Source organism: Curtobacterium sp. Leaf261 (genome assembly GCF_001422205.1).
Lineage (GTDB): Bacteria > Actinomycetota > Actinomycetes > Actinomycetales > Microbacteriaceae > Curtobacterium.
The window spans coordinates 372038-392339 of sequence record NZ_LMMJ01000007.1 but is presented as its reverse complement, the minus strand read 5'-3'; the positions used below and the strand labels follow the sequence as shown (position 1 = coordinate 392339).

General features: G+C 72.6%; 21 protein-coding genes. 16 read left to right on the top strand and 5 right to left on the bottom strand.

Annotation, left to right across the window (positions count from 1 at the left end):
- The first annotated feature begins 62 nt into the window (after positions 1-62).
- From ASF23_RS07155 to ASF23_RS07135, 5 genes are all read left to right on the top strand, one after another.
- Complete coding sequence (locus ASF23_RS07155) at positions 63-830, top strand: HAD family hydrolase (protein ID WP_055951046.1); 768 nt, start codon at positions 63-65, stop codon at positions 828-830.
- Complete coding sequence (locus tag ASF23_RS07150) at positions 827-3337, top strand: glycoside hydrolase family 65 protein (RefSeq protein WP_055951044.1); 2511 nt, start codon at positions 827-829, stop codon at positions 3335-3337. The genes ASF23_RS07155 and ASF23_RS07150 overlap by 4 nt, the downstream gene beginning before the upstream one ends.
- Before the next feature lie 115 nt (positions 3338-3452).
- Positions 3453-3821 (top strand): hypothetical protein, encoded by a 369-nt coding sequence (locus tag ASF23_RS07145; RefSeq protein WP_055951042.1) that lies wholly within the window; start codon positions 3453-3455, stop codon positions 3819-3821.
- Positions 3818-4351, top strand: a complete 534-nt coding sequence (locus tag ASF23_RS07140; protein WP_082473899.1) for a DUF1697 domain-containing protein — start codon at positions 3818-3820, stop codon at positions 4349-4351. The genes ASF23_RS07145 and ASF23_RS07140 overlap by 4 nt, the downstream gene beginning before the upstream one ends.
- A gap of 38 nt (positions 4352-4389) precedes the next feature.
- Positions 4390-4863: a hypothetical protein gene (locus tag ASF23_RS07135; protein ID WP_055951039.1), complete on the top strand. Its 474-nt coding sequence runs from the start codon at positions 4390-4392 to the stop codon at positions 4861-4863.
- A 3-nt stretch (positions 4864-4866) separates the two neighbouring features.
- Here ASF23_RS07135 and ASF23_RS07130 read toward each other — a convergent pair whose 3' ends face one another.
- On the bottom strand, positions 4867-5754 hold the full coding sequence (locus ASF23_RS07130; RefSeq protein ID WP_055951037.1) for an NAD-dependent epimerase/dehydratase family protein: 888 nt from the start codon (positions 5752-5754) through the stop codon (positions 4867-4869).
- 52 nt (positions 5755-5806) lie between these two features.
- Here ASF23_RS07130 and folE point away from each other — a divergent pair, with 52 nt between their 5' ends.
- The 5 genes from folE (at position 5807) to ASF23_RS07105 (ending at position 9798) form a co-directional block, all read left to right on the top strand.
- A complete protein-coding gene (gene folE / locus ASF23_RS07125; RefSeq protein WP_235510811.1) occupies positions 5807-6433 on the top strand; it encodes a GTP cyclohydrolase I in 627 nt (208 codons plus the stop codon).
- Entirely contained in the window at positions 6430-7446 is a 1017-nt protein-coding gene (gene folP / locus ASF23_RS07120) for a dihydropteroate synthase (protein ID WP_082473897.1), read from the top strand. Before folE ends, folP begins: the two co-directional genes overlap by 4 nt.
- On the top strand, positions 7443-8210 hold the full coding sequence (locus tag ASF23_RS07115) for a pyrimidine reductase family protein (protein WP_055951035.1): 768 nt from the start codon (positions 7443-7445) through the stop codon (positions 8208-8210). The genes folP and ASF23_RS07115 overlap by 4 nt, the downstream gene beginning before the upstream one ends.
- Positions 8211-8365: 155 nt before the next feature.
- Positions 8366-9058, top strand: coding sequence for an HAD-IA family hydrolase (locus ASF23_RS07110; RefSeq protein ID WP_235510810.1), 693 nt, complete (start codon positions 8366-8368; stop codon positions 9056-9058).
- 176 nt (positions 9059-9234) lie between these two features.
- The gene (locus tag ASF23_RS07105) at positions 9235-9798 is read left to right on the top strand and encodes a type 1 glutamine amidotransferase domain-containing protein (protein WP_055951608.1); all 564 of its coding nucleotides are present in this window, start codon (positions 9235-9237) and stop codon (positions 9796-9798) included.
- 73 nt (positions 9799-9871) lie between these two features.
- Here the strand turns inward: ASF23_RS07105 and ASF23_RS07100 are convergent, their stop codons facing one another.
- Positions 9872-10426, bottom strand: a complete 555-nt coding sequence (locus ASF23_RS07100; RefSeq protein WP_055951605.1) for an MOSC domain-containing protein — start codon at positions 10424-10426, stop codon at positions 9872-9874.
- A gap of 170 nt (positions 10427-10596) precedes the next feature.
- Here ASF23_RS07100 and ASF23_RS07095 point away from each other — a divergent pair, with 170 nt between their 5' ends.
- Together ASF23_RS07095 and ASF23_RS07090 are read left to right on the top strand one after the other, a co-directional pair.
- Positions 10597-12150, top strand: a complete 1554-nt coding sequence (locus ASF23_RS07095) for a DNA-3-methyladenine glycosylase 2 family protein (RefSeq protein WP_055951033.1) — start codon at positions 10597-10599, stop codon at positions 12148-12150.
- Positions 12147-12659, top strand: a complete 513-nt coding sequence (locus ASF23_RS07090) for a methylated-DNA--[protein]-cysteine S-methyltransferase (protein ID WP_200919320.1) — start codon at positions 12147-12149, stop codon at positions 12657-12659. Before ASF23_RS07095 ends, ASF23_RS07090 begins: the two co-directional genes overlap by 4 nt.
- A 14-nt stretch (positions 12660-12673) precedes the next feature.
- On the opposite strand, the gene ASF23_RS07085 is transcribed toward ASF23_RS07090, so the two are convergent.
- Both ASF23_RS07085 and ASF23_RS07080 read right to left on the bottom strand, forming a co-directional pair.
- Positions 12674-13900, bottom strand: a complete 1227-nt coding sequence (locus ASF23_RS07085) for a cobalamin-independent methionine synthase II family protein (protein WP_055951031.1) — start codon at positions 13898-13900, stop codon at positions 12674-12676.
- A 401-nt stretch (positions 13901-14301) separates the two neighbouring features.
- Positions 14302-15309 (bottom strand): glycosyl hydrolase family 18 protein, encoded by a 1008-nt coding sequence (locus tag ASF23_RS07080; protein ID WP_055951029.1) that lies wholly within the window; start codon positions 15307-15309, stop codon positions 14302-14304.
- A gap of 264 nt (positions 15310-15573) precedes the next feature.
- Here ASF23_RS07080 and ASF23_RS07075 point away from each other — a divergent pair, with 264 nt between their 5' ends.
- From ASF23_RS07075 to ASF23_RS07065, 3 genes are all read left to right on the top strand, one after another.
- Positions 15574-16392: an alpha/beta fold hydrolase gene (locus ASF23_RS07075; RefSeq protein ID WP_055951027.1), complete on the top strand. Its 819-nt coding sequence runs from the start codon at positions 15574-15576 to the stop codon at positions 16390-16392.
- A 107-nt stretch (positions 16393-16499) separates the two neighbouring features.
- Positions 16500-17387 carry a hypothetical protein gene (locus ASF23_RS07070; protein ID WP_235510809.1) on the top strand — a complete coding sequence of 296 codons (888 nt, stop codon included), beginning with the start codon at positions 16500-16502 and terminating at the stop codon, positions 17385-17387.
- 205 nt (positions 17388-17592) lie between these two features.
- Positions 17593-19104, top strand: a complete 1512-nt coding sequence (locus ASF23_RS07065) for an APC family permease (RefSeq protein WP_055951023.1) — start codon at positions 17593-17595, stop codon at positions 19102-19104.
- Between the two features lie 92 nt (positions 19105-19196).
- Here ASF23_RS07065 and ASF23_RS07060 read toward each other — a convergent pair whose 3' ends face one another.
- Positions 19197-19838, bottom strand: coding sequence for a LysE/ArgO family amino acid transporter (locus tag ASF23_RS07060; protein ID WP_235510808.1), 642 nt, complete (start codon positions 19836-19838; stop codon positions 19197-19199).
- Between the two features lie 75 nt (positions 19839-19913).
- Between ASF23_RS07060 and ASF23_RS07055 the strand changes: the two genes are divergently transcribed.
- Positions 19914-20117 carry a hypothetical protein gene (locus tag ASF23_RS07055; RefSeq protein ID WP_055951021.1) on the top strand — a complete coding sequence of 68 codons (204 nt, stop codon included), beginning with the start codon at positions 19914-19916 and terminating at the stop codon, positions 20115-20117.
- Positions 20118-20302 lie beyond the last annotated feature (185 nt).

Here is a 20302-nt window from a genome sequence, read left to right as displayed (position 1 = left end):
GGTTCTACACTTGCCAGGAGCACCACCGACCTGTCAGAACCCGCCTCCCTGGAAGGCCCCACATGACCTCGCCGGATCGGCGGTCCCCAGCGCGCCTCGCGGACCAGCGCGCGCTCCTGTTCGACCTCGACGGCGTGCTGACCCCGACGGCCCTGGTGCACGAGCGGGCCTGGTCGAGGCTCTTCACGCCGTACCTGGCATCGAGGGGTGTCGCGGCCTACACGGACGACGACTACTTCCGGTACATCGACGGCAAGCCCCGCTACGACGGGGTCCGCTCGCTGCTGGAGTCGCGCGGCATCACCCTGCCCGAGGGCACACCGAGCGACACCCCCGACGACGAGACCGTGTGCGGGCTCGGCAACCGCAAGAACGCCGCGTTCACCGCCGAGCTCGTCGAGAACGGTGTCGAGGCCTACCCGGGGTCGGTGGCCTTCCTGACCGCCGCGATCGCCGCCGGGGTCGAGGTCGCCGTCGTGTCGAGCTCCGCGAACGCCCGCGCCGTGCTCACCACGGCCGGGATCATCGACCGCTTCGACGTGATCGTCGACGGCGCCGTCGCCGCGGCGGAGGGACTGCCGGGCAAGCCCTCCCCGGACACGTACATCGACGCCGCCGCCAAGCTCGGCCTGACGCCGCTCGAGTGCGTCGTGGTCGAGGACGCGATCTCCGGCGTGCAGGCCGGCCGGAACGGGGCCTTCGGTCTCGTGGTCGGCGTCGACCGCGGCGTCGGCCACCCCGCCCTGCTCGACAACGGCGCGGACGTCGTGGTCGACGACCTCGACGACCTCACCGCCTCCCTGCCAACCCCCACACGGAACGACGCATGAACCCCATCACCTCCGACCCGCTCGACCGCACCCGGTACCCCGTCGACGAGTGGGCCTTCGTCGAGGCGGAGTTCGCCACCGAGGCGCAGGGTGTCGACGAGACCGTGTTCGCCGTCGGCAACGGCTACCTCGGGCTCCGTGGCAACCTGGACGAGGGCCGCGGCGGTCACTCCTACGGCACCTACGTCAACGGCTTCCACGAGACCTGGCCCATCCGCCACGCGGAAGAGGCGTTCGGCTTCGCCAAGGTCGGGCAGACGATCGTCAACGTCCCCGACGCCAAGGTCATCCGGCTGTACGTCGACGACGAGCCGCTCGTGCTCGCCGAGGCGGACCTGCTCCGCTACAGCCGCCGCCTCGACTTCCGCGACGGCTACCTGCTGCGCGAGACCGAGTGGTCGACGCCGTCCGGCAAGCGCGTGCTCATCCGGTCACGACGGCTCGTGTCGTTCTCGGACCGGCACCTCGCGGTCATCGAGTACGAGGTGACGATGCTCGACCAGGCCGCGTCGGTCCTGCTCTCGAGCCAGGTCCTCAACCGCCAGGACGTCTCGGACGAGTACCACGCCGGCATGCGGGCCGCGGCGGCGAGCTTCGACCCGCGGCAGGCCGAGGCGTTCCAGCACCGGGTACTCCTGCCGAAGCTCAAGCGCACCGTCGGCTCCCGCTCGCTGCTCGGCTACCAGACCGCCGAGTCCGGCATGACGATCGCGGTCGGCGTCGAGCACCACCTGGAGACCGAGAACGACTGGGACGTGACGTCCCAGATCGACGACGACCTCGCCAAGCACGTGTACCGGGTCGCCGCCAAGGTGGGCAAGCCGATCCGTCTCGTCAAGACGATGACGTACCACACCTCCCGTGGCGTGCCGGCGCGCGAGCTCGGCGACCGCTGCGACCGGACACTCGACCGCGCTGCCGAGATGCCGATCGAGCAGGTCTTCGCGCACCAGCGCGAGTGGATGGACGACTTCTGGGAGCGGAGCGACGTCGAGATCGCGGGTGCCCCCGAGCTGCAGCAGGCCGTGCGGTGGAACCTGTTCCAGCTCGCGCAGGCCACCGCGCGGACCGACGGCCACGGTGTCGCGGCGAAGGGCGTCAGCGGGTCCGGGTACGGCGGCCACTACTTCTGGGACACCGAGATCTACGTGATGCCGTTCCTCAGCTACACGGCGCCGCTCGTCGCCAGGAACGTCATGCGGTTCCGCTACAACATGCTCGACGCGGCTCGTGACCGGGCCCGTGAGCTGAACCAGCGGGGCGCGCTCTTCCCGTGGCGCACGATCAACGGCCAGGAGTCGAGCGCGTACTACGCCGCCGGCACCGCGCAGTACCACATCGACGCCGACATCGCCCACGCCCTCATGCAGTACGTGCGCGCCTCCGGTGACACCGAGTTCCTGAAGCGCGGCGCGATCGACGTCCTCATCGAGACGGCCAGGCTCTGGGAGGACCTCGGGTTCTGGCGGAGCAACGGGGACCAGCGCTTCCACATCGACGGCGTGACCGGACCGGACGAGTACACGACGGTGGTCGACGACAACCTGTACACGAACGTGATGGCGCGGGCGAACCTCTGGTCCGCGGTGAACGCCGTCCGCGAGCTGCAGGCCGACGACCAGGTCGAGTACGCCCGGACGGTCCGCCGCACCGGCCTCGAGGAGTCCGAGGTCGTCCGGTGGCAGGACGCCGCCGAGGCGATGGAGATCCCGTTCGACCCGCACCGCGGCATCCACCCGCAGGACGCGCAGTTCCTCGACAAGGAGCTGTGGGACCTCGAGAAGACCCCGGAGTCGCAGCGTCCGCTCCTTCTGCACTACCACCCGCTCGTGATCTACCGGTTCCAGGTGCTGAAGCAGGCGGACGTCGTGCTCGCGCTGTTCCTGCAGGGCCACGAGTTCACCCCGGCCGAGAAGCGGCGTGACTTCGAGTACTACGACGCGCTCACCACCGGGGACTCGACGCTGTCCGCCGTCGTGCAGTCGATCATCGCGGCCGAGGTCGGGTACCACGACCTCGCGAACCAGTACTTCATGTCCGCGCTCTACGTCGACCTGGCGGACCTGCACGGCAACACCGCCGACGGCGTGCACGTCGCCTCGACCGGCGGCATCTGGAGTGCACTCGTCAGCGGGTTCGGCGGGATGCGGGACCACGGCGGCCGGATCACGTTCAACCCGCGGCTCCCGAAGGAATGGGAGAAGCTCACCTACCGGCTGACGATCCGGGGATCCCGGGTGCGGGTCGACCTCGAGCAGGAGCGCATGACGTTCACGGTGGAGACCGGGTTCGGCGCCACCGTGTGGGTGCACAACGAGGAGTTCGCGATCACGGCGGACGAGCCGGTCGTCGTGCCGCTCATGCACCAGGGGCCGCGGATGCAGGGTCACGCGCCGACGACGAGTGACATCCAGGGCACGCTCCGCGCCGACGGGTCGGTCATCACGGCGTCGGTCCCGACGGTGACGCTCGACCGCGACGTCGACCAGGACGCACAGACGGCCTGAGCGGCCGGGTCCCGTTCCGGACTGGAGGGACGGTTCGGGCCCGCACCGTCCCTCCAGTCCGCTGCGGCTCGCGCCCGGCAGGCCGCTCCGCCGCGCCAGCGGGTAGCGTGTCGACATGCTCGAGACCTGGACGACGCTCCTCGGTCGGGAGCTCGGCGCCCGCACGGCCCGGGCGAAGGGACTGTCGGCGCTGCTGACGTTCGTCGCCGTGGTGCTCGTCGCCGGGAGTGTGGTGCTCGGCAGCGACGGGGCGTTCCTGTCCGTCGCTCTGGTCATCGTCGCCGTGCTGCTCGTGGTGTCGGCGCTGTCGTTCCTGCTGCTCTCGCTCGCCCAGATCGCCCGGGAACTCGTCCGTCGCCTCGCTGCCTCGGGGGTCACGGTCCGCCGTCCGCCACTGCTCCTCCGCTCGTCGTTCGAACGCTGGCTCACCTCGACCGGACTCGACCGGACGCAGCTGCACGCGCACCTGGAGCAGGCCCGATGACGGCGGTCCCGACGACCGCGGCGCGGTGGGTGGCCCTGCTCCGCGGCGTCAACGTCAACGGGATCACCATCAGGAGCGCGGACCTCGGCGAGCTGTTCCGCACACTCGGGTTCGCGGACGTCCGGACGGTGCTCGCCTCGGGGAACGTGGTGTTCACGGCGGGTGACGCCGACGTCAGGACGCTCCGCACCCGCATCGAGACGGGGCTCCGCGATCGGTTCGGGTACGACGCCTGGATCGTCCTCGTGGCGCACGACGACCTCGCGGGCATCGTCGACGGGTATCCGTTCCCACCCGACGAGGACACACACGCCTACGTCGTGTTCTGCTCGGACACCGGAGCCCGGGACGAGCTCCTGGCGGCCCCGACCAGCGACGTCGAGCGGACCGCCCCCGGTGCGGGCGTCGTGTACTGGGCCTGCCCCAGGGGATCGAGCACGGACACCGCGTTCGCGAAGACCGCCGGCAGGGCCCGCTTCAAGGCCTCCACGACGACGCGGAACAGCACCACACTGCGCAAACTGCTCTGACCCCGGGCCCCGCAGCCCGGTCCGTGTAGACGGGATGCATGACAGACGCACACGACGGTCCCGATGCTGCCCACCGCGTTCCCGAGGGGGTCGACGACGCCACCGTCGAGGCCCTCGGCAAGCTCTCTGAGGGACTCGAGGTGGTCGAGCACGCCCGCGGTCTCCTCTACGGCTTCCACCGCCTGACCGGGATGGCCGACCTGACGATCGGGGAGTCGGTCGAGCTCTTCCGGAAGGCCGGTCGCGACGACGTCGCGGACCGCATCGAGCGCGACGTCGTCGGGCGGAACGCGATCGCCGGGCGGTGGTCGTTCCAGATCGTCGAGGACTACGACGACGGGTACTACGACACGCTGCGCGCAGCCGAACGGGAGGCCCGTGAGCAGTTGGCAGCGGGACGTCGCCACCTCTTCGAGGCCGGCATGAAGGAGGACCGGCGGACGCACGGACTCGCCCACCACGAGGCCACTCCGGCCGACGTCGGGGAGGACGTGCCGCCGCGCGACGCCTGAGCGTCAGGGGTGGCGGACTCCCGTCCCGGCGATGACGGCCCGGTAGCCCTCGCGGTACGTCGGGTACCGGAACGCGAACCCCGTCGAGCGGAGCAGGGCGTTCGAGAGGGACTTGTCGCTCCGCTGGTCGCTCGTGTCGCTGGTCGCCGACGTCGACCCGTCCGCCGCTGGCGATCTGTCGGCCGTCGGCGGCTCCGGGAGGCCGAGCTCCGTCGCGATGAACCGGGAGACGTCGTCGAGGCGGACGGGCTCGTCGTCCGTGCCGAGGTACAGCGGCGCCGGGTCGACGAGCCCGGTGATGTGCACGATCGCGGCCGCAGCGTCGTCCCGGTGGATGCGGTTCGTCACCGGGGACCGCCCGGGCGCTGCCGTGAGCCGTGCGGCACCGCTCCTGACCTGGTCGATCAACCGCTCGCGGCCCGGGCCGTACACCCCCGAGAGGCGGAGGACGGTCGCGTCGGGGACCCGGTCGCGGAGGAGCGTCTCCGCCTCGACGAGCACGGCGGCCGTCGGGGTCGGACCGGTGGCCGGGGTCGCCTCGGTCACCGTGCTGCCGTCGTCCACGCCGTACACCGCCGTCGACGACACCACGATGATCCGCGGGGAGGCCCCGGACGCGTCGACGCCGTCGAGGACGTTGCGGAGCCCGTCGACGTACGTGGCGCGGTACTCGGCCGGTTCACGACTCCCGGCGGCGAGGGCGACGACGACCACCTCGACGTCGGGGTCGATGACCGGGACGGTGGTGCGGAGGTCCACCCCGCGGCCTTCGAGCGGCAGGGGGATGCGGTCCGGGTGGCGTCGGAAGCCCACGACGCGGTGACCGTCGGCGGCGAAGCGCAGCCCGGTCGCGGTCCCGAGGTCGCCGCAGCCCACGATGTGGATGCTCATGCATCGACCATACGGGCGCGCGATCCGTGTCCGGAACGGGGATGATGAACTGGTGCACCCCGACATCGACCGTCCACGCCTCGAAGCCGCCGTCCGGGAGCTCCTCGCGGGCATCGGCGAGGACGTCTCGCGACCGGGGCTCGAGCGCACGCCGGCCAGGGTCGCCGAGGCGTACGCGGAGTTCTTCGCGGGGCTCGGGGTCGACGCGACGGCGATCGTCCGCGACGGAGCGGTCCCGGCCGGTCCGGACGACCTCGGCGAGATCGTCGTCGTGCGGGACATCCGCTTCCGGTCCGTCTGCGAGCACCACCTGCTCCCGTTCCTCGGGGTCGCGCACCTGGCCTACGTCCCGGGGGAGCGCATCATCGGACTCGGCACGCTCAGCAAGGTCGTCGACGCGATCGCCTCGCGGCCGCAGCTGCAGGAGCGGCTCGGCGAGGAGCTCGTCGCGAGCATCGCCGACGGGCTCGGGGCCCGGGGGGTCCTCGTGGTCCTCGACGCCGAGCACGGGTGCGTCCGGACCCGCGGCGAGCGGCAGTCGTCGAGCTCCACCGTGACGATGGCCGCGACCGGACTCCTCGAGGAACCGCTCCGCCGGGCCGAGGTCGTCGCGCTCATCGGCGCACCCCGGACGGCCGTCGTCGATGCAGCCCCCGGCCGACCGTCGGACCTCGCATGAGTGCCGGGACCGAGGCGACCACCGGCGCCCCCGCCACCACCGGCGCCCCCGTGACCACGGGCCGGGGCCGGGCCGGTGTGGCGGACGCGGCCCCGGGCCTCCCGGCCGATGCCTGGTACCGCCTGCCGGACCTGCGGGACCCCGTCCGCACGATCGGGCGCCGCACGTTCGACTTCGACCGTCGGGTCGCCGTCATGGCGATCGTGAACCGGACCCCGGACTCCTTCTACGACCGCGGGGCCACGTTCGCCCTGGACCGGGCCGTGGACGCCGCCGTCCGTGCGGCCGACGAGGGCGCGGACTGGGTCGACATCGGCGGCGTCAAGTTCGCGCCGGGGCCGGAGGTCCCCGCCGACGAGGAGATCGATCGCGTCGTCCCGGTGATCCGCGCGCTCGCCGACCGCTCGGACGTGGTGATCTCGGTCGACACCTTCCGGCCGGAGGTCGCGCGGGCAGCGGTCGACGCCGGCGCGAGCGTCATCAACGACACCACCGGGATGTCGGACGCCCGGATGGCCGACGTCGTCGCGGACAGCGCCGCCACGATCGTCATCACCCACAGCCTCGCCGTGCCGCGGACCAGGCTCGCCACGGCGCCGCACTACGACGACATCGGCGCCGAGGTCGTCGACTTCCTGCGACGCCGCATCGACCTCGCCCACGCGCACGGGATCCCGGACGCCCGGATCGTCGTCGACCCGGGCCACGACCTCAACAAGTCGACGGTCCAGACGCTCGAGATCACCCGGCGCCTCGGTGAGGTCGCGGCGCTCGGGTACCCGGTGCTCGCCGCGGTGTCGAACAAGGACTTCGTCGGGGAGTCGCTCGGTCGTCCGCGTGCGGAGCGGCTCAGCGGTTCACTGGCGGCCGCGACCGTCAGCGCGATGCTCGGAGCGCGGATCGTCCGGATGCACGAGGTCGCCGCGTCGGTCGACGCGATGCGGATGGTCGAGGCGGTCCTCGGATGGCGGCAGCCGATCGACCCGGTGCACAACGTCGGGGCCGCATCGTGAGCGCGTCCGCGATCGAGCAGCTGTTCCCGGCGCCGGCCGTGCCCGGGCCGCTCGACGACGACGCCCTCATCGCGCTCTACGACCAGCCCGGACGCGACGGGTGGCTCGCGGTGAACTTCGTCGCCACGGTCGACGGCTCCGCCACGGCGGACGGGGTCTCCGGCTCCCTCGGGGGTGACGCCGACCTGCGCGTGTTCGACCTGCTCCGACGGTTCGCGGACGTGGTGCTCGTCGCTGCGGGGACCGTCCGCGACGAGGGCTACGGGGCGATGCGGCTCAACGACGCCGACGTCGCATGGCGTCGTGCGCGCGACATGCCCGACCACCCGGTGTTCGCGATCCTCAGCGGGAGCCTGGCACTCGACCCCGCGAGCACCGTGTTCACCGAGGCGCCGGTGCGGCCGATCGTGCTGACGACCGCGGGGGCGGACCCCGCGCGACGGGCGGCGCTCACCGCGGTGGCGGACGTCGTGGACTGCGGTTCGCCCGATGACCCCGACACCGTCGATGCCGGTGTCCTCCGGCACGTGCTCGCCGATCGGGGCTTCGGACGGGTGCACTGCGAGGGCGGTCCCAGCCTCCTCGGCATGCTCACCGCCGCGGACCAGGTCGACGAGCTCTGCCTCACGACGAGCCCGGCGCTCGAGGGTGGCGTCGGTCCGCGGATCACGACCGGCCGGTCGCCGGAGCTCAGGACGATGCGGCTCGCGCACGTGCTGCGGTCCGGGGACGTGCTGCTGTCGCGGTACGTCCGGGCGCGCTGAGGGTCTGCCCGCCCGGCCCGCCCGGACCGCCGGCCCGCCCGGACCGCCGGCCCGCCCGGACCGCCGGCCCGCCCGGACCGCTGCCCCGCCTGGACGGCTGGCCCGCACGCCCCCCCGATCTCGGCTGTTGACCGGGCTCGGGTAGCGTTGCCGGCGTGACGCATCGCATCGACCGGACCGCCCGCGGGTTCCTCTTCGACATGGACGGGACGCTCGTCGACTCGACCGCGATCGTGGAGGCCGCGTGGGGCAGCTTCGGCGCCGACCACGACATCGACCCCGTGACGATCCTGGCGTTCTCGCACGGGCGCCAGACGATCGACACCGTCACGCACTTCCTGCCGCACCTGACCGGGGACGAGCGGGTCGCGGTCGCGCACGCGCTCGTGGCCGACGAGGTACAGCGGACGGCCGACCTCAGCGGCGGCGGCGGCGACGGCGGGATCGTCGAGATCGACGGGGCTGCGGCGTTCGTCCGGTCGCTCGAGGACCTCGGCGTCCCGGTCGCCCTCGTCACGAGCGCCCCCCGGGACCTCGCCGTGAGCCGGATGCAGGCCGCAGGGGTCCCCGTGCCGGACGTCGTGGTCACCGCCGAGGACGTCCCGCGTGGCAAGCCCGCCCCGGACTGCTACCTGCAGGCCGCTGAGCTCCTCGGCCTCGACCCCGCGGACTGCATCGCGTTCGAGGACGCCCCCGCCGGTGTCGAGTCCGCCGTGGCGTCCGGTGCGCAGGTCGTCGTGGTCGGCGACCTGTCATCGCCGGTCACCGAGGGACTCGACCGTCTCCCGGGCTACGTCGGCGTCGAGGTCACGCGCGACTCCGACGGACGGGTGCGGGTCACGGGCTGACCCCGTCGGTCTGTCCGTCGAGCGCAGCATCTGTCCGTCGAGCGCAGCATCTGTCCGTCGAGCGCAGCAGGGGAACACCAACCTCCGCACCCGCTCAGACGTCCGGACAGGTGCCGGCTCACCGCCGATGATCGGAGGTGCGCCGGATCCGGCGCGACATCGACGGAAGGAACACCATGACCTCCGACCTCACCGGCTCGAAGATCCTCGTCATCGCCACGAACTACGGCGTCGAGCAGGACGAGATCGTCGTCCCCGTGCACGACCTCGCCGATCGCGGTGCGACGATCACGGTCGCCGCGACGACGACCGACCCGATCCAGACGCTCGTCGGCGACAAGGACCCGGGCAAGACGGTCACGCCGGACATCCTGCTCGACGAGGCCGATGCGGGCGACTACGACGCGATCGTCGTCCCCGGCGGCACCATCAACGCCGACTCGATCCGCCGCGAACCCGGCGCGATCGCCCTGGTCGCCGCCTTCGCCGACGCCGGCAAGCCCATCGCGGCCATCTGCCACGGTCCGTGGCTGCTCATCGAGTCGGGGGTGCTCCCCGGACGGACGATCACGTCGTTCCCGTCGCTGCAGACGGACGTCCGGAACGCGGGGGCGGAGTGGGTGGACCGCGAGGTCGAGGTCGACGACTCCACCGGCTCGACGATCATCACGTCGCGGAACCCCGACGACCTCCCCGCGTTCGTCGACGCCGTCTCGGGCGCGCTCGTCCCCGTCGCCTGACCGGCGGCTGCTGCTCGCCCCGAACGACATCCGCGCGGTCGTCCGACCGCGCGGATGTCGTTCGTCCGTACAGCTAGAGCAGCGCGACGGCGGTCCGGAGCACGGCCGCACCGAGCGACAGCGACCCGTCCGAGAGCGGCTCGCAGCGCACCCCACCACGACCCCGCATCGCCCGGAACGCCCCTGGAGCGAGCTCGTGGTCCATCCAGGCGCAGGGGTTCGCGGGCCGGTTGCCCTGGAACAGCACCGGGCCCGAGCCGCTGTCGAGCGAGAACCGCACACCGCGGAGCGCGTCGACGTCGACCCCGCGGAGCACGACGTTGCGCCGGGTCGCCACGGGGTCGATCGGCACACCGAGTTCCTCCGCCACGGCGTCGAGGGCATCCGCGCCGATCACCGTCACCGAGGCCCGTCGGTGCGCCGGGGCATTGCAGTACCGGTCGCCGACGATCCCGAGTCCCTCGCGGAGCCGGATCGTGTCGCGCCGCTCGTCCTCGTCCGCGGGGAGCGCGCCGTCGGCAGGACGCCCCTCGTACCGGTGTCGCGAGGAGACGAGGAGCAGTTCGATCCGTACCCGGTGGACAGCCGGGAGGCCCGTGGCCGGGTCCGTCGGGTCGCCGTCGGTCATGCCGACCACGGTACCGAGTGCGGTGCCGGACGTGCGCGCCCGCGGCGGCGGGCCGGTCCGACCGACGTGCGCCGTGCCTCCCGTCCGCGTCTGCGTCCGCGCTCGCGGGCCGCCACCGCGATGGCCGATTCCCGCCAGTCGGAGTCCGCGGGCCGTGCGATGCTCGACGCATGGACCACGAGCGCGACGACCAGCGAGCACGTGCCCTGCACGATGCGCGGTACGGGATCGTCGCGTCGCGCGAGCAGCGGTTCGACGGCCAGTTCGTCACCGCCGTGCACTCGACCGGCATCTACTGCCGACCGAGCTGCCCGGCCAGGACGCCGCGGCGGGACGGCGTCACGTTCTTCGTGACGAGCGCCGCTGCGCACCTCGCCGGGTACCGGGCCTGCAAGCGCTGCCTGCCCGAGGCGACCCCGGGCAGCCCGGAGTGGAACGTCCGCGAGGACGTCGCGGCACGGGCGATGCGCCTCGTCGCCGACGGTGTGGTCGAGCGGGTCGGGGTCCCCGGCCTCGCCGCGCGACTCGGGTACTCACCGAGGCACCTCACGCGGATCCTCGTCGAGGAGCTCGGCGCCGGACCGAAGGCCCTCAGCCGTGCACATCGGGCGCAGCACGCACGGACGCTCCTGACGTCGTCATCGCTCCCGGTGGCCGACGTCGCGTTCGCAGCCGGGTTCCACAGCGTCCGACAGTTCAACGACACGGTGCGCGAGGTGTTCGGGCTCACCCCGACCGAGCTTCGTGCCCGGCGCCGTGTGCCCGCGTCCGACGACGGCGTGCTCCGCGTCCACCTGCCGGCCAGGGCGCCGTTCGACGCCGCCGGCGTGTTCGCCTGGCTCGCCGCCCGCGCCGTGCCGGGCATGGAGGTCGCGGACGGGACGCCGGGGCACCTCCGGTACGAACGTGTCCTGCGACTGCCGGGAGGCCCTGGCTGGTTCGGCGTCACACCGGCGATGCCACGGACGGGCGGGCGCGGTGTCGGGCTCGACCTCCGGATCAGGGCGAGCACCCTCGCCGACCTGCCGAGCCTCGTCGCGCGGGTGCGGTCGCTCTTCGACCTCGACGCGGACCCGATCGCCGTCGACGCACTGCTCGGCAGCGTCCCGGAGCTCGCGGCGTCGGTGGCGGCGACCCCGGGGATCCGCCTCCCGGGCACCGTCGACCCCGAGGAACTCCTCATCCGGCTCGTCGTCGGGCAGCAGGTCACGGTGGCTGCGGCGACGACCGCACTCGGCCGGATCGTCGCGGAGCTCGGCGAGCCCGTCGACCCGTCGATCGCACCCGGGATGCGGGTGTTCCCGACGATGGCGGTGCTCGCCGACCGGGCGCCCGGGGTCCTGCGCGGCCCGCGGTCGCGCATCGAGACGGTCCAGCGCGTGGCCGCCGCACTCGCCGACGGGTCGCTCGTGGTCGATGCTTCAGACACGGTGGACGACCTGCGCGCGCGGCTCCTGGCGGTGCGGGGGATCGGCCCGTGGACGGCCGACTCCGCGGCGATGCGGATCCGCCACCACCCCGACCTCGTCCTCCCCAGCGACGTCGCCGTGCGGAACGGTGCACAGGCACTCGGGATCCCGTCCGAGCCGCGCGCCCTCTCCGTATGGTCGTCCCGAGTCGCTCCCTGGCGGAGCTACCTGACGATGCACCTCTGGCGGGCGGCGAGCGCGCTGCAGACCTCGCGTCGGACCACATCCACGAACGAACGGAGCACCACCCCATGATCGAGAGCAGGATCGGCACCCTGGACACCCCCGACGGTCCGTTCACCGTGCTCGAGGACGACGAACGACGGGTGCTGTCCTCCGGATGGACCGACGACCCCGCGCGGATCCTCGGGCGCCTGGCGGAGCGGTACCGGCCGAAGGTCGTCGTGCCGGGGGAGATCGCGGCGGCGGAGGCGGTCGCGGCGTACTACGACGGCGACGTCCTGCCGATCATGTCCGTCCCGGTGCGGCAGTTCGGCACGGAGCTCTTCACCGAGGGGTGGCGGCAGCTCAGGGACATCGCGGCGGGGCAGGTGCTCACCTACACGCAGCTCGCGGCCGCCATGACGCGACCGGACGCCGTGCGTGCCGCGGCCTCGGTGTGCGCCAGGAACGCCCCGGCGCTGTTCGTGCCCTGTCACCGGGTGCTCCGGACCGACGGCACGCTCGGCGGGTTCGCCTGGGGGCTCGACGTCAAGCGGTCGCTGTTGGAGCGCGAGGCGGTGAGTGAGCCGGTGCCCGTCTGACGGCGGACGTGGGCCTAGAAGAGCTTCGCGGAGGCGCGACGGGCACCCTCGCCGAGGGCCTCGAGCTTGGCGGCGGCGATCTGCGGGTGGATGCGCCCGCCGAGCCCGCAGTCCGTCCCGGCGATGACCCGCTCGCGACCGACGACCGATGCAAACCGCTCGATGCGCTGCGCGACGAGGTCGGGGTGCTCGACGACGTTCGTGGCATGACCGACGACACCGGGCACGATGACCTTGCCGTCGGGGAGCGCCGTCTCCTGCCACACGGTCCACTCGTGCTCGTGCCGGGCGTTCGCCGCCTCGAACGAGTACGCGCCCGCGTCGATCTCGAGCATCAGGTCGACGATGTTCCGGAGCTCGATGTCGGTGGTGTGCGGTCCGTGCCAGGAGCCCCAGCACAGGTGGAACCGGACCCGGGTCTGGTCGAGACCCCGGAGCGCGTGGTTCAGGGCCTCGACGCGGATGCGGGTGAAGGCCTGGTAGTCCTCGACCGACGGCTCCGGGTTGATCTGGTCCCAGTTCTCGGCGATCGACGGGTCGTCGATCTGCAGGACCAGCCCGGCGTCGAGGATGATCTGGTACTCCTCGCGGAGGGCATCGGCCCACGCCCAGATGTGCTCCTCGTCCGTGGCGTAGAACTCGTTCGCCACACGCGCCGCCGACCCCGGCGAGAGTGCCGTGATGAAACCGTTGTCGGCACCGGAGGCCTCGATCGCGTGCGTCAGGTTCCGGGCATCGGTGCGGGCCGCGTCGTGGCCGGTGTAGACGATCGGGCCGGTCGTGGTCGGGAAGGCGGTGGCGTTCTTGCCGGTCGAGATGCCGCTCGCCGGGTCGGTGTACGCCTCGCGGAAGATCGACCAGTCGCGCCGATCCGGGAAGCTCGTGAGCCGGACGTCGCCCGGGGCCGAACGCACGGGCTCCTGCGTGAAGATGTTCTCCTCGGTCAGCGAGAGACCGCTGACCCGCTGGAACGAGTAGCCCCACCAGGCGCCGTAGTCGACCGCGCTCGACATCGCCTTGCCGAACTCGCCGTCCCCCGGCTGCGTGATGCCGAGGCGGGTCTGGCGGGCGACCACGTCGTCGACGGCGGCGCTCGTCAGGGCACGGACCTCGTCGGTCGTCGCGAGGGTGAAGCCGTCCTCCGCGAGTGGTCGTGCCCCGTTCGCCGCGATGAGTTCAGGCGTGCGCGGGAGTGACCCGGCGGTGGTGGCCTGGACGTGGTCGGTGTTCTCGAACGGCACGGTTGCTCCTCTGGTGGCGGGGCGCGGGTGGATGCCCTCCGGACGTCCCAGCGTGGCACGGTGGGCGGTCGCTCGACCAGTTCCGTGACGCCGCGGGTCGGCGGTCCCACCCAGGGCGCCCCACTCCGACCCCCGAAGTGGGGCGCGGGGCCGGGCAGCCGATTCGCGTCGGCAGTTCCGAAACACTCACACGACGTGGGATGCTCACGGAGACGGACGACCCTCGGGTGGGTCGGACGGGCACGGGACCTGTGGGAGCAGCGTCCCGGACGGAAACGGAACCCTCTTGGTCGGGGGTGACGGATGCGGAACCCCGTGGGACGGGGTACCGACGAGGCCCTGGCCTCCGATCCTTCGGGTGGATCGGGGACCAGGGTCTTCTCCGTTCGGGCCGTCGTGCGTCAGCGCAGCGGGTCGGAGCCGCGGAGCTGCCACAGCGCGACCCCGTGCAGGCCGAGCTCCCGGGCGAGGGCGGTCCGAGCGTCGAACGACCTGGCGTCCGACCACCACATCGTGAGTCCTGACGGCATCGTCGCGTGCCACTCGCCCTGCTTCGCCGACCACTCCGCGTGCTTTCCTGCCTTCCGGCGTGCCGCGGCATCGGTCAGCAGCGCCCCGGTCCCGTGCGCGGGCCACGTGTAGCCGTACCCGCCGATGCCGAGATCGGTCCGGTCCACCGGGGCCCCTGCCGCCAGGAACGCCCGGACGGCACGGCGCTGCCACGGCAGTCCGCCGACGGGCCCGGCGCCGGACCACGATGGCCCGTGCTGGTCGTAGGTCATGAGCACCAGGCGGTCGGCGGTGTCCGCGAGCGCTGCGACGTCGTACCCGCGCGCGGCGTACCCGGACCGGGAGGTCGATGCCATCACGGCGATCGACACCGTCGCCCGGTCGCCGATCCGGGACCGGAGCACCGATCCGAGTTCGCGGACGAATGCGGTGAGCCCGGGGCGGTCACGTGCCCGGAGCGACTCCAGGTCGACCTGGACCCCGTCGGCACCGCTCGACCCGACGTCGTCGACGAGCGCCCGCACGACTGCTGCCCGGTGGCCGGCGTCCCCGAGCAGCGCGGTCCCGACCCCGGGGGAGAAGTCGTCGACGGCATCGGAGTAGTTGCTGACGAGGAGCTCGGCGGTCGCGCCGACGGCGTGTGCACTCGCGACAGCCGCTGCCACGGACGGGTCGAGCGCGCGGACGCGGGCGCCGTCCTCGGACAGCGTGACGCCGTCTATCCCGATCGTCCGGACGGCACCGCCGGCCCGCGTGATGAGGGCCGGAGCTCCGTGCCCGGCGGTCACGTACGCCTCCACCGGGAGGCCTGCGGGGGTGGCGGTGCTCGCCGCCACGACCGTCGAGGCGACGACGAGGGCCGCGCCGAGGACGGCTGCGAGGCGGACGATGCGAGGCACGGCCCCATCATGCCCCGGCGGAGCGGGCGGAGCGGGCGGAGCGGGCGGAGCGGGCGGAGCGGGCAGGGCGGGCGGAGCGGGCAGGGCGGCCGGAGCGGGCAGGGCAGGGCGGGGCGGCTGCAGCCCGCTCCTACTCCGCTCACACCCGCCGTGCACCCGGTGTTCACCCCTTGTTGTGGGTGATGACGCGGACTGATCCCGCTGTCACACTCGACAGGACGACCGCCGGATCAGGGCGGTCGAGACGCCAGACCGAGGACCGCCATGAACGCCATCGACCGTACCGTCGTCTCCACCGACGGCACCGCGATCGCGCTCACGACGACCGGTACCGGCCCCGCGGTCGTCCTCGTCGGCGGTCCCTTCGACAACCGTACGTCCGCGATGATGACCGCGATCGCCGAGGCCCTCGACGGATCGTTCTCGGTCACGCGGTACGACCGGCGCGGCCGGGGTGCGAGCGGCGACACCGCCCCGTACGCCGTCGAGCGAGAGCTGGAGGACCTCCGCGCCGTGATCGACGGCGTCGGGGCCGACGTCCGCATGGTGGCACTGTGCGCCGGCGCAGGGTTGACCCTGCACGCGCTCGCCGACGGTGCGCCGATCGTCAGCAGCGTCCTGTACGAGCCGTCCTACCGTCCCGGGACGCGGCCGGACGGAGCCGGGGCCGAGGCCATCGCCGCCCTGCAGGACCTCGTCGACCGGCGACGCCGCGGTGCCGCGGTCGCGTACTTCCTCGTTCGGGTCCTCGGCATGCCGCGCTGGTCCCCGCTCCTGCTCCGACTGCGCCCTCGCCTGTGGCGGCGACTCATCGACGATGCGGCCACCCTGCCGTACGACGCCCGTGTGATGGACGGGTTCGCCCTGGACCCCGAGCGGTTCCGCGGGATCGACCGTCCCGTCCTCGTGATCGCGGGCGGTGACAGCCCCGACCTGCTGAAGATCGCCGCGCAGGAAGTGGTCGGTGTCATCCCGGGCTCCGAGCACACCGTGTTGAACGCCCAGGGCCACCAGGTCGCCCCGGACGCGCTCGCCGCCGCCGCGTCGCGCTTCTTCACCACGGCCGACGATCGCCGCGCCTGATCGCGGCCGACGACCACCGCGCCTGATCGCGGCCGACGACCACCGCGCCTGACCGCGCGACGGGGCGGATCCGTCCACTCGGCCCGATCCGCTGCGATGATGATGCGGTGACCACGACCAGCACCAGACCCCGCCTCGGCCTCCTCCTCGACGTCGACGGTCCGATCGCGAGCCCGGTGTCCCGCACCATCGCGATCCCGAGCATCGTCGAGGACCTCGTCGCCCTCGCGGCGGAGGGCGTGCCCGTCGTCTTCAACACCGGGCGGAGCGACGCGTTCATCCGAGAGCAGGTCGTCGGGCCGCTCCTCGCCGGCGGGCTCGCCGCCGGGGGACGGGTGCACGCGATCTGCGAGAAGGGTGCGGTCTGGTTCACGATCGGCCCGCAGTTCGACGGCGGGGTGGGTGAGATCCACGTCGCCGAGGACCTCGCGCTGCCGACGGACTTCGCCGACGAGATGCGCGAGCTCGTCCGCGACCGGTTCGCCGACCTGGTGTTCTTCGACGAGACGAAGCGCGCGATGGTGTCGATCGAGCAGCGTGTCGACGTGCCGAACGCGACGTACCTGGAGCGCCAGCCCGCGTTCGACGCGCTCGCGATGGACGCGCTCGTCCGTCGGGGTCTCGGCGTCCGTCGGCTCGCTGACGTCCGTCCCGATGCGGACGGCGAGGTCCCGTGGCGGATCGACCCGACGATCATCTCGACCGACATCGAGGCGACGCGGTCCGGCAAGGACATGGGTGCCGAACGCGCCCTCGAGATGCTCCGCGAGGACGGCGAGCTCCCGAGCGCGTGGCGGACGGTCGGGGACTCGCGGAGCGACTACGCGATGGCGGACTGGCTGCACGCGAACGGCCACGAGGTCAGCCACGTCGACGTCCGACCGGACGACGGTGTGCCCGAGACGCCGTACCCGGTGCTCACGGCCCCCGACGGCGTCATCCACGACGCTGCCGGTGCCCGCTTCCTCGCCGAGTGGCGCGGCCAGGCGGACTGACGCCGCGCCAGCGCTGACACCGGTCGGCGCGTACGGCCGGACTGACGCCGCATCGGACGGGAGGGACGGTGCGGCGCCGACCCGTGCCTCCCGTCCGGAACGGTGTCCGTCACACGGTTTGCGGGCGCCGGTGCGCGCCCACTACTCTCGGCGGGTCCGACCGCCGCCTGCGCGGCAGCCGCCGAGCCATTGGATCCACCGCACCATGAGCGCACCGTCCCGCACGACGACCGACCGTCCGAACCGGATCCGGATCAAGAGCATCGAGGCCAGCCTCCGCGACTCGGAGGAGCAGGGCCGGTCGCTGAAGCGGACGCTCGGCACGGTCGACATCGCGGCGATGGGCATCGCCGTCGCGGTCGGGGCGGGCATCTTCTCGGTGGGCGCGCAGGCCGCCGCGAACTTCGCCGGCCCGAGCGTCATCCTGTCGTTCGTGCTCGCCGCCGTCACCTGCGGACTCGCCATCATGTGCTACGCCGAGTTCGCCTCGACCATCCCCGTCGCGGGCAGCGCCTACACGTTCACCTACGCGAGCATGGGGGAGCTGCTGGCGTGGATCGTCGGGTGGGACCTCATCCTCGAGACCCTCACCGCCGCGGCCGTGATCGCGAAGTACTGGGGCATCTACCTGAGCACCGCGCTCGACGTCTTCGGGATCAACGTCCCCGCGACGATCGATGTCGGCATCCCGTTCACCTGGGGCCCGGTGCTCGTGGTCGGGGTGTTCACGGCGCTGCTGGCGATCGGCACGCAGCTGTCGAGCCGCGTCAGCACCGTCATCACCGCGATCAAGATCCTCATCGTGTTGTTCGTGATCGTCGTCGGCGCCCTGTTCGTCAAGGCCGCGAACTTCGCCCCGTTCATCCCGCCCGCGCAGCCGACGAAGGGCGGTGGGGCCGACGTCTGGGAGCAGTCGCTCGTCGCGTTCGCCACCGGCAGCGCACCGGCGCAGTACGGCGGCTTCGGGCTGCTGGCCGCGGCGTCCCTGGTGTTCTTCGCGTTCATCGGGTTCGACGTCGTCGCGACGAGCGCCGAGGAGACGAAGAACCCGCAGAAGACCCTGCCGAAGGGCATCTTCCTGGGGCTCGGCGTCGTCACCCTGCTGTACGTCGGGGTCAGCATCGTGCTCACCGGCATGGTGTCGTACAAGGACCTCGCGAAGGCCGACACCCCCTCGCTCGCGACGGCGTTCGACCTCGTCGGACAGCCGTGGGCCGCGGGCGTGATCGCCGTCGGGAGCCTCGTCGGGCTGACCACCGTCGTCATGGTGCTGCTGCTCGGCCTGTCGCGCATCGTGTTCTCGATGAGCCGCGACGGCCTCCTCCCGCGGTGGTTCAGCGTCACGAGCAAGCGCGGGACGCCGATGCGCGTGCAGATCGTCGCCGGCGTCGTCGTCGCCGGGATCGCCGGGTTCACGCAGGTCGACGCACTCGAGGGCATGATCAACATCGGCACGCTGTCGGCGTTCGTGCTCGTCAGCATCGGCATCGTCGTGCTCCGGCGCAGCCAGCCCGACGTGCCCCGGGCGTTCCGCGTGCCGTGGTCGCCCGTGCTGCCGATCCTGTCCGCGGTGCTCTGCGTCTGGCTGATGTGCAACCTGACGACCCTGACGTGGGTGCGGTTCGTCGTGTGGCTCGTGGTCGGCATGGTCGTGTACTGGTCGTACGGCCGGAGGCACAGCCGCGTCGGCCGGGACCTGACCGCGACCCGCTCCTGACCCCGCGCCGGGCCCGTGATCCTCGTTGAGAAGTGCCCATCTGTCGGGTGGCGGCTCCGACCCGACAGTTGGGCACTTCTCGACCGGAGGTCCTAGGCCCCGAGCGCGATCCGGACCCCAAGGGCGACCATCACCACCGCGATGCACCCGTCGAGGACCCGCCAGGCGACCGGTCTCGCGAACACGGGCCGGAGCAGCCGGGCGCCGAACCCGAGCCCCGCGAACCACACGCAGCTCGCGAGCACCGCCCCGGCGACCCACCACCACCGCTCCGCCTCGCCCTGCTGGTTCCCGACGGAGCCGAGGAACACGAGCGTGTCGAGGTACACGTGCGGGTTCAGCCAGGTCAGGGCGAGCATCGTCACGAGGGCGCGCCGCATGCCGAGCGTCGCCGGACCCGCACCGGGACCGGGTTCGAGCGCGTCCCCGGACGGCCGGAGCGCGCGCCGGGCGGCCAGCACCCCGTACGTCACGAGGAACCCCGCACCGACGATCCGCACCAGCACGAGCGCCACCGGGAACCGCTCGACGACCACCCCGACACCGAGCACGCCGGCCACGATCAGCACCGCGTCCGACGCTGCGCACACCAGCACGGCCGCGCCGACGACCCGGGGCCGGCCGGTGATCCCGAGTCGGAGCAGGAAGGCGTTCTGCGAGCCGATCGCGACGATGAGCCCGAGGCCGGTCCCGAGGCCGAGCAGCGCGGGGAGCAGGGTCGTCGAGAGGGGCACCCTCCGACGCTAGGGGCTGGGGCCGACGCAGGCCAGACGCAGAGGCAGCCCGCCTCCGGATCGCCCCGCCCAGCCGTGGCCGATCCGCCGGTCGCAGCCACGATCCTCCCGGCCGCCTCGTGGGAGCGCCTGGCGGAGGCGACCCTCGTCGAGCTCGTCCCGGGCCGGAGCGCGGACGTGGCGCTGCACTGGCAGCGGTGGAACCTCGCCTCACCGCTGCTCGACCGGATCTCGGACGCGGTCGTGACGACCGCGCGCGAGCGGTTCGCGGATCATTAACCTGCCCGAAATGACAGACGGGCACTCATCGCCTACGCTCGGGACCCAGTCACCGTTGTCCCCTGAACGGGTGACCTGAGCTCTCGCAGCTCGATCGGGCGGGTCCCCAGTCCCCGCCGGCACGACCCCGACGGATCCCGATCCCCGTCGGTTCATCGGATCGATCCCGATCCGACTGGTCGCCG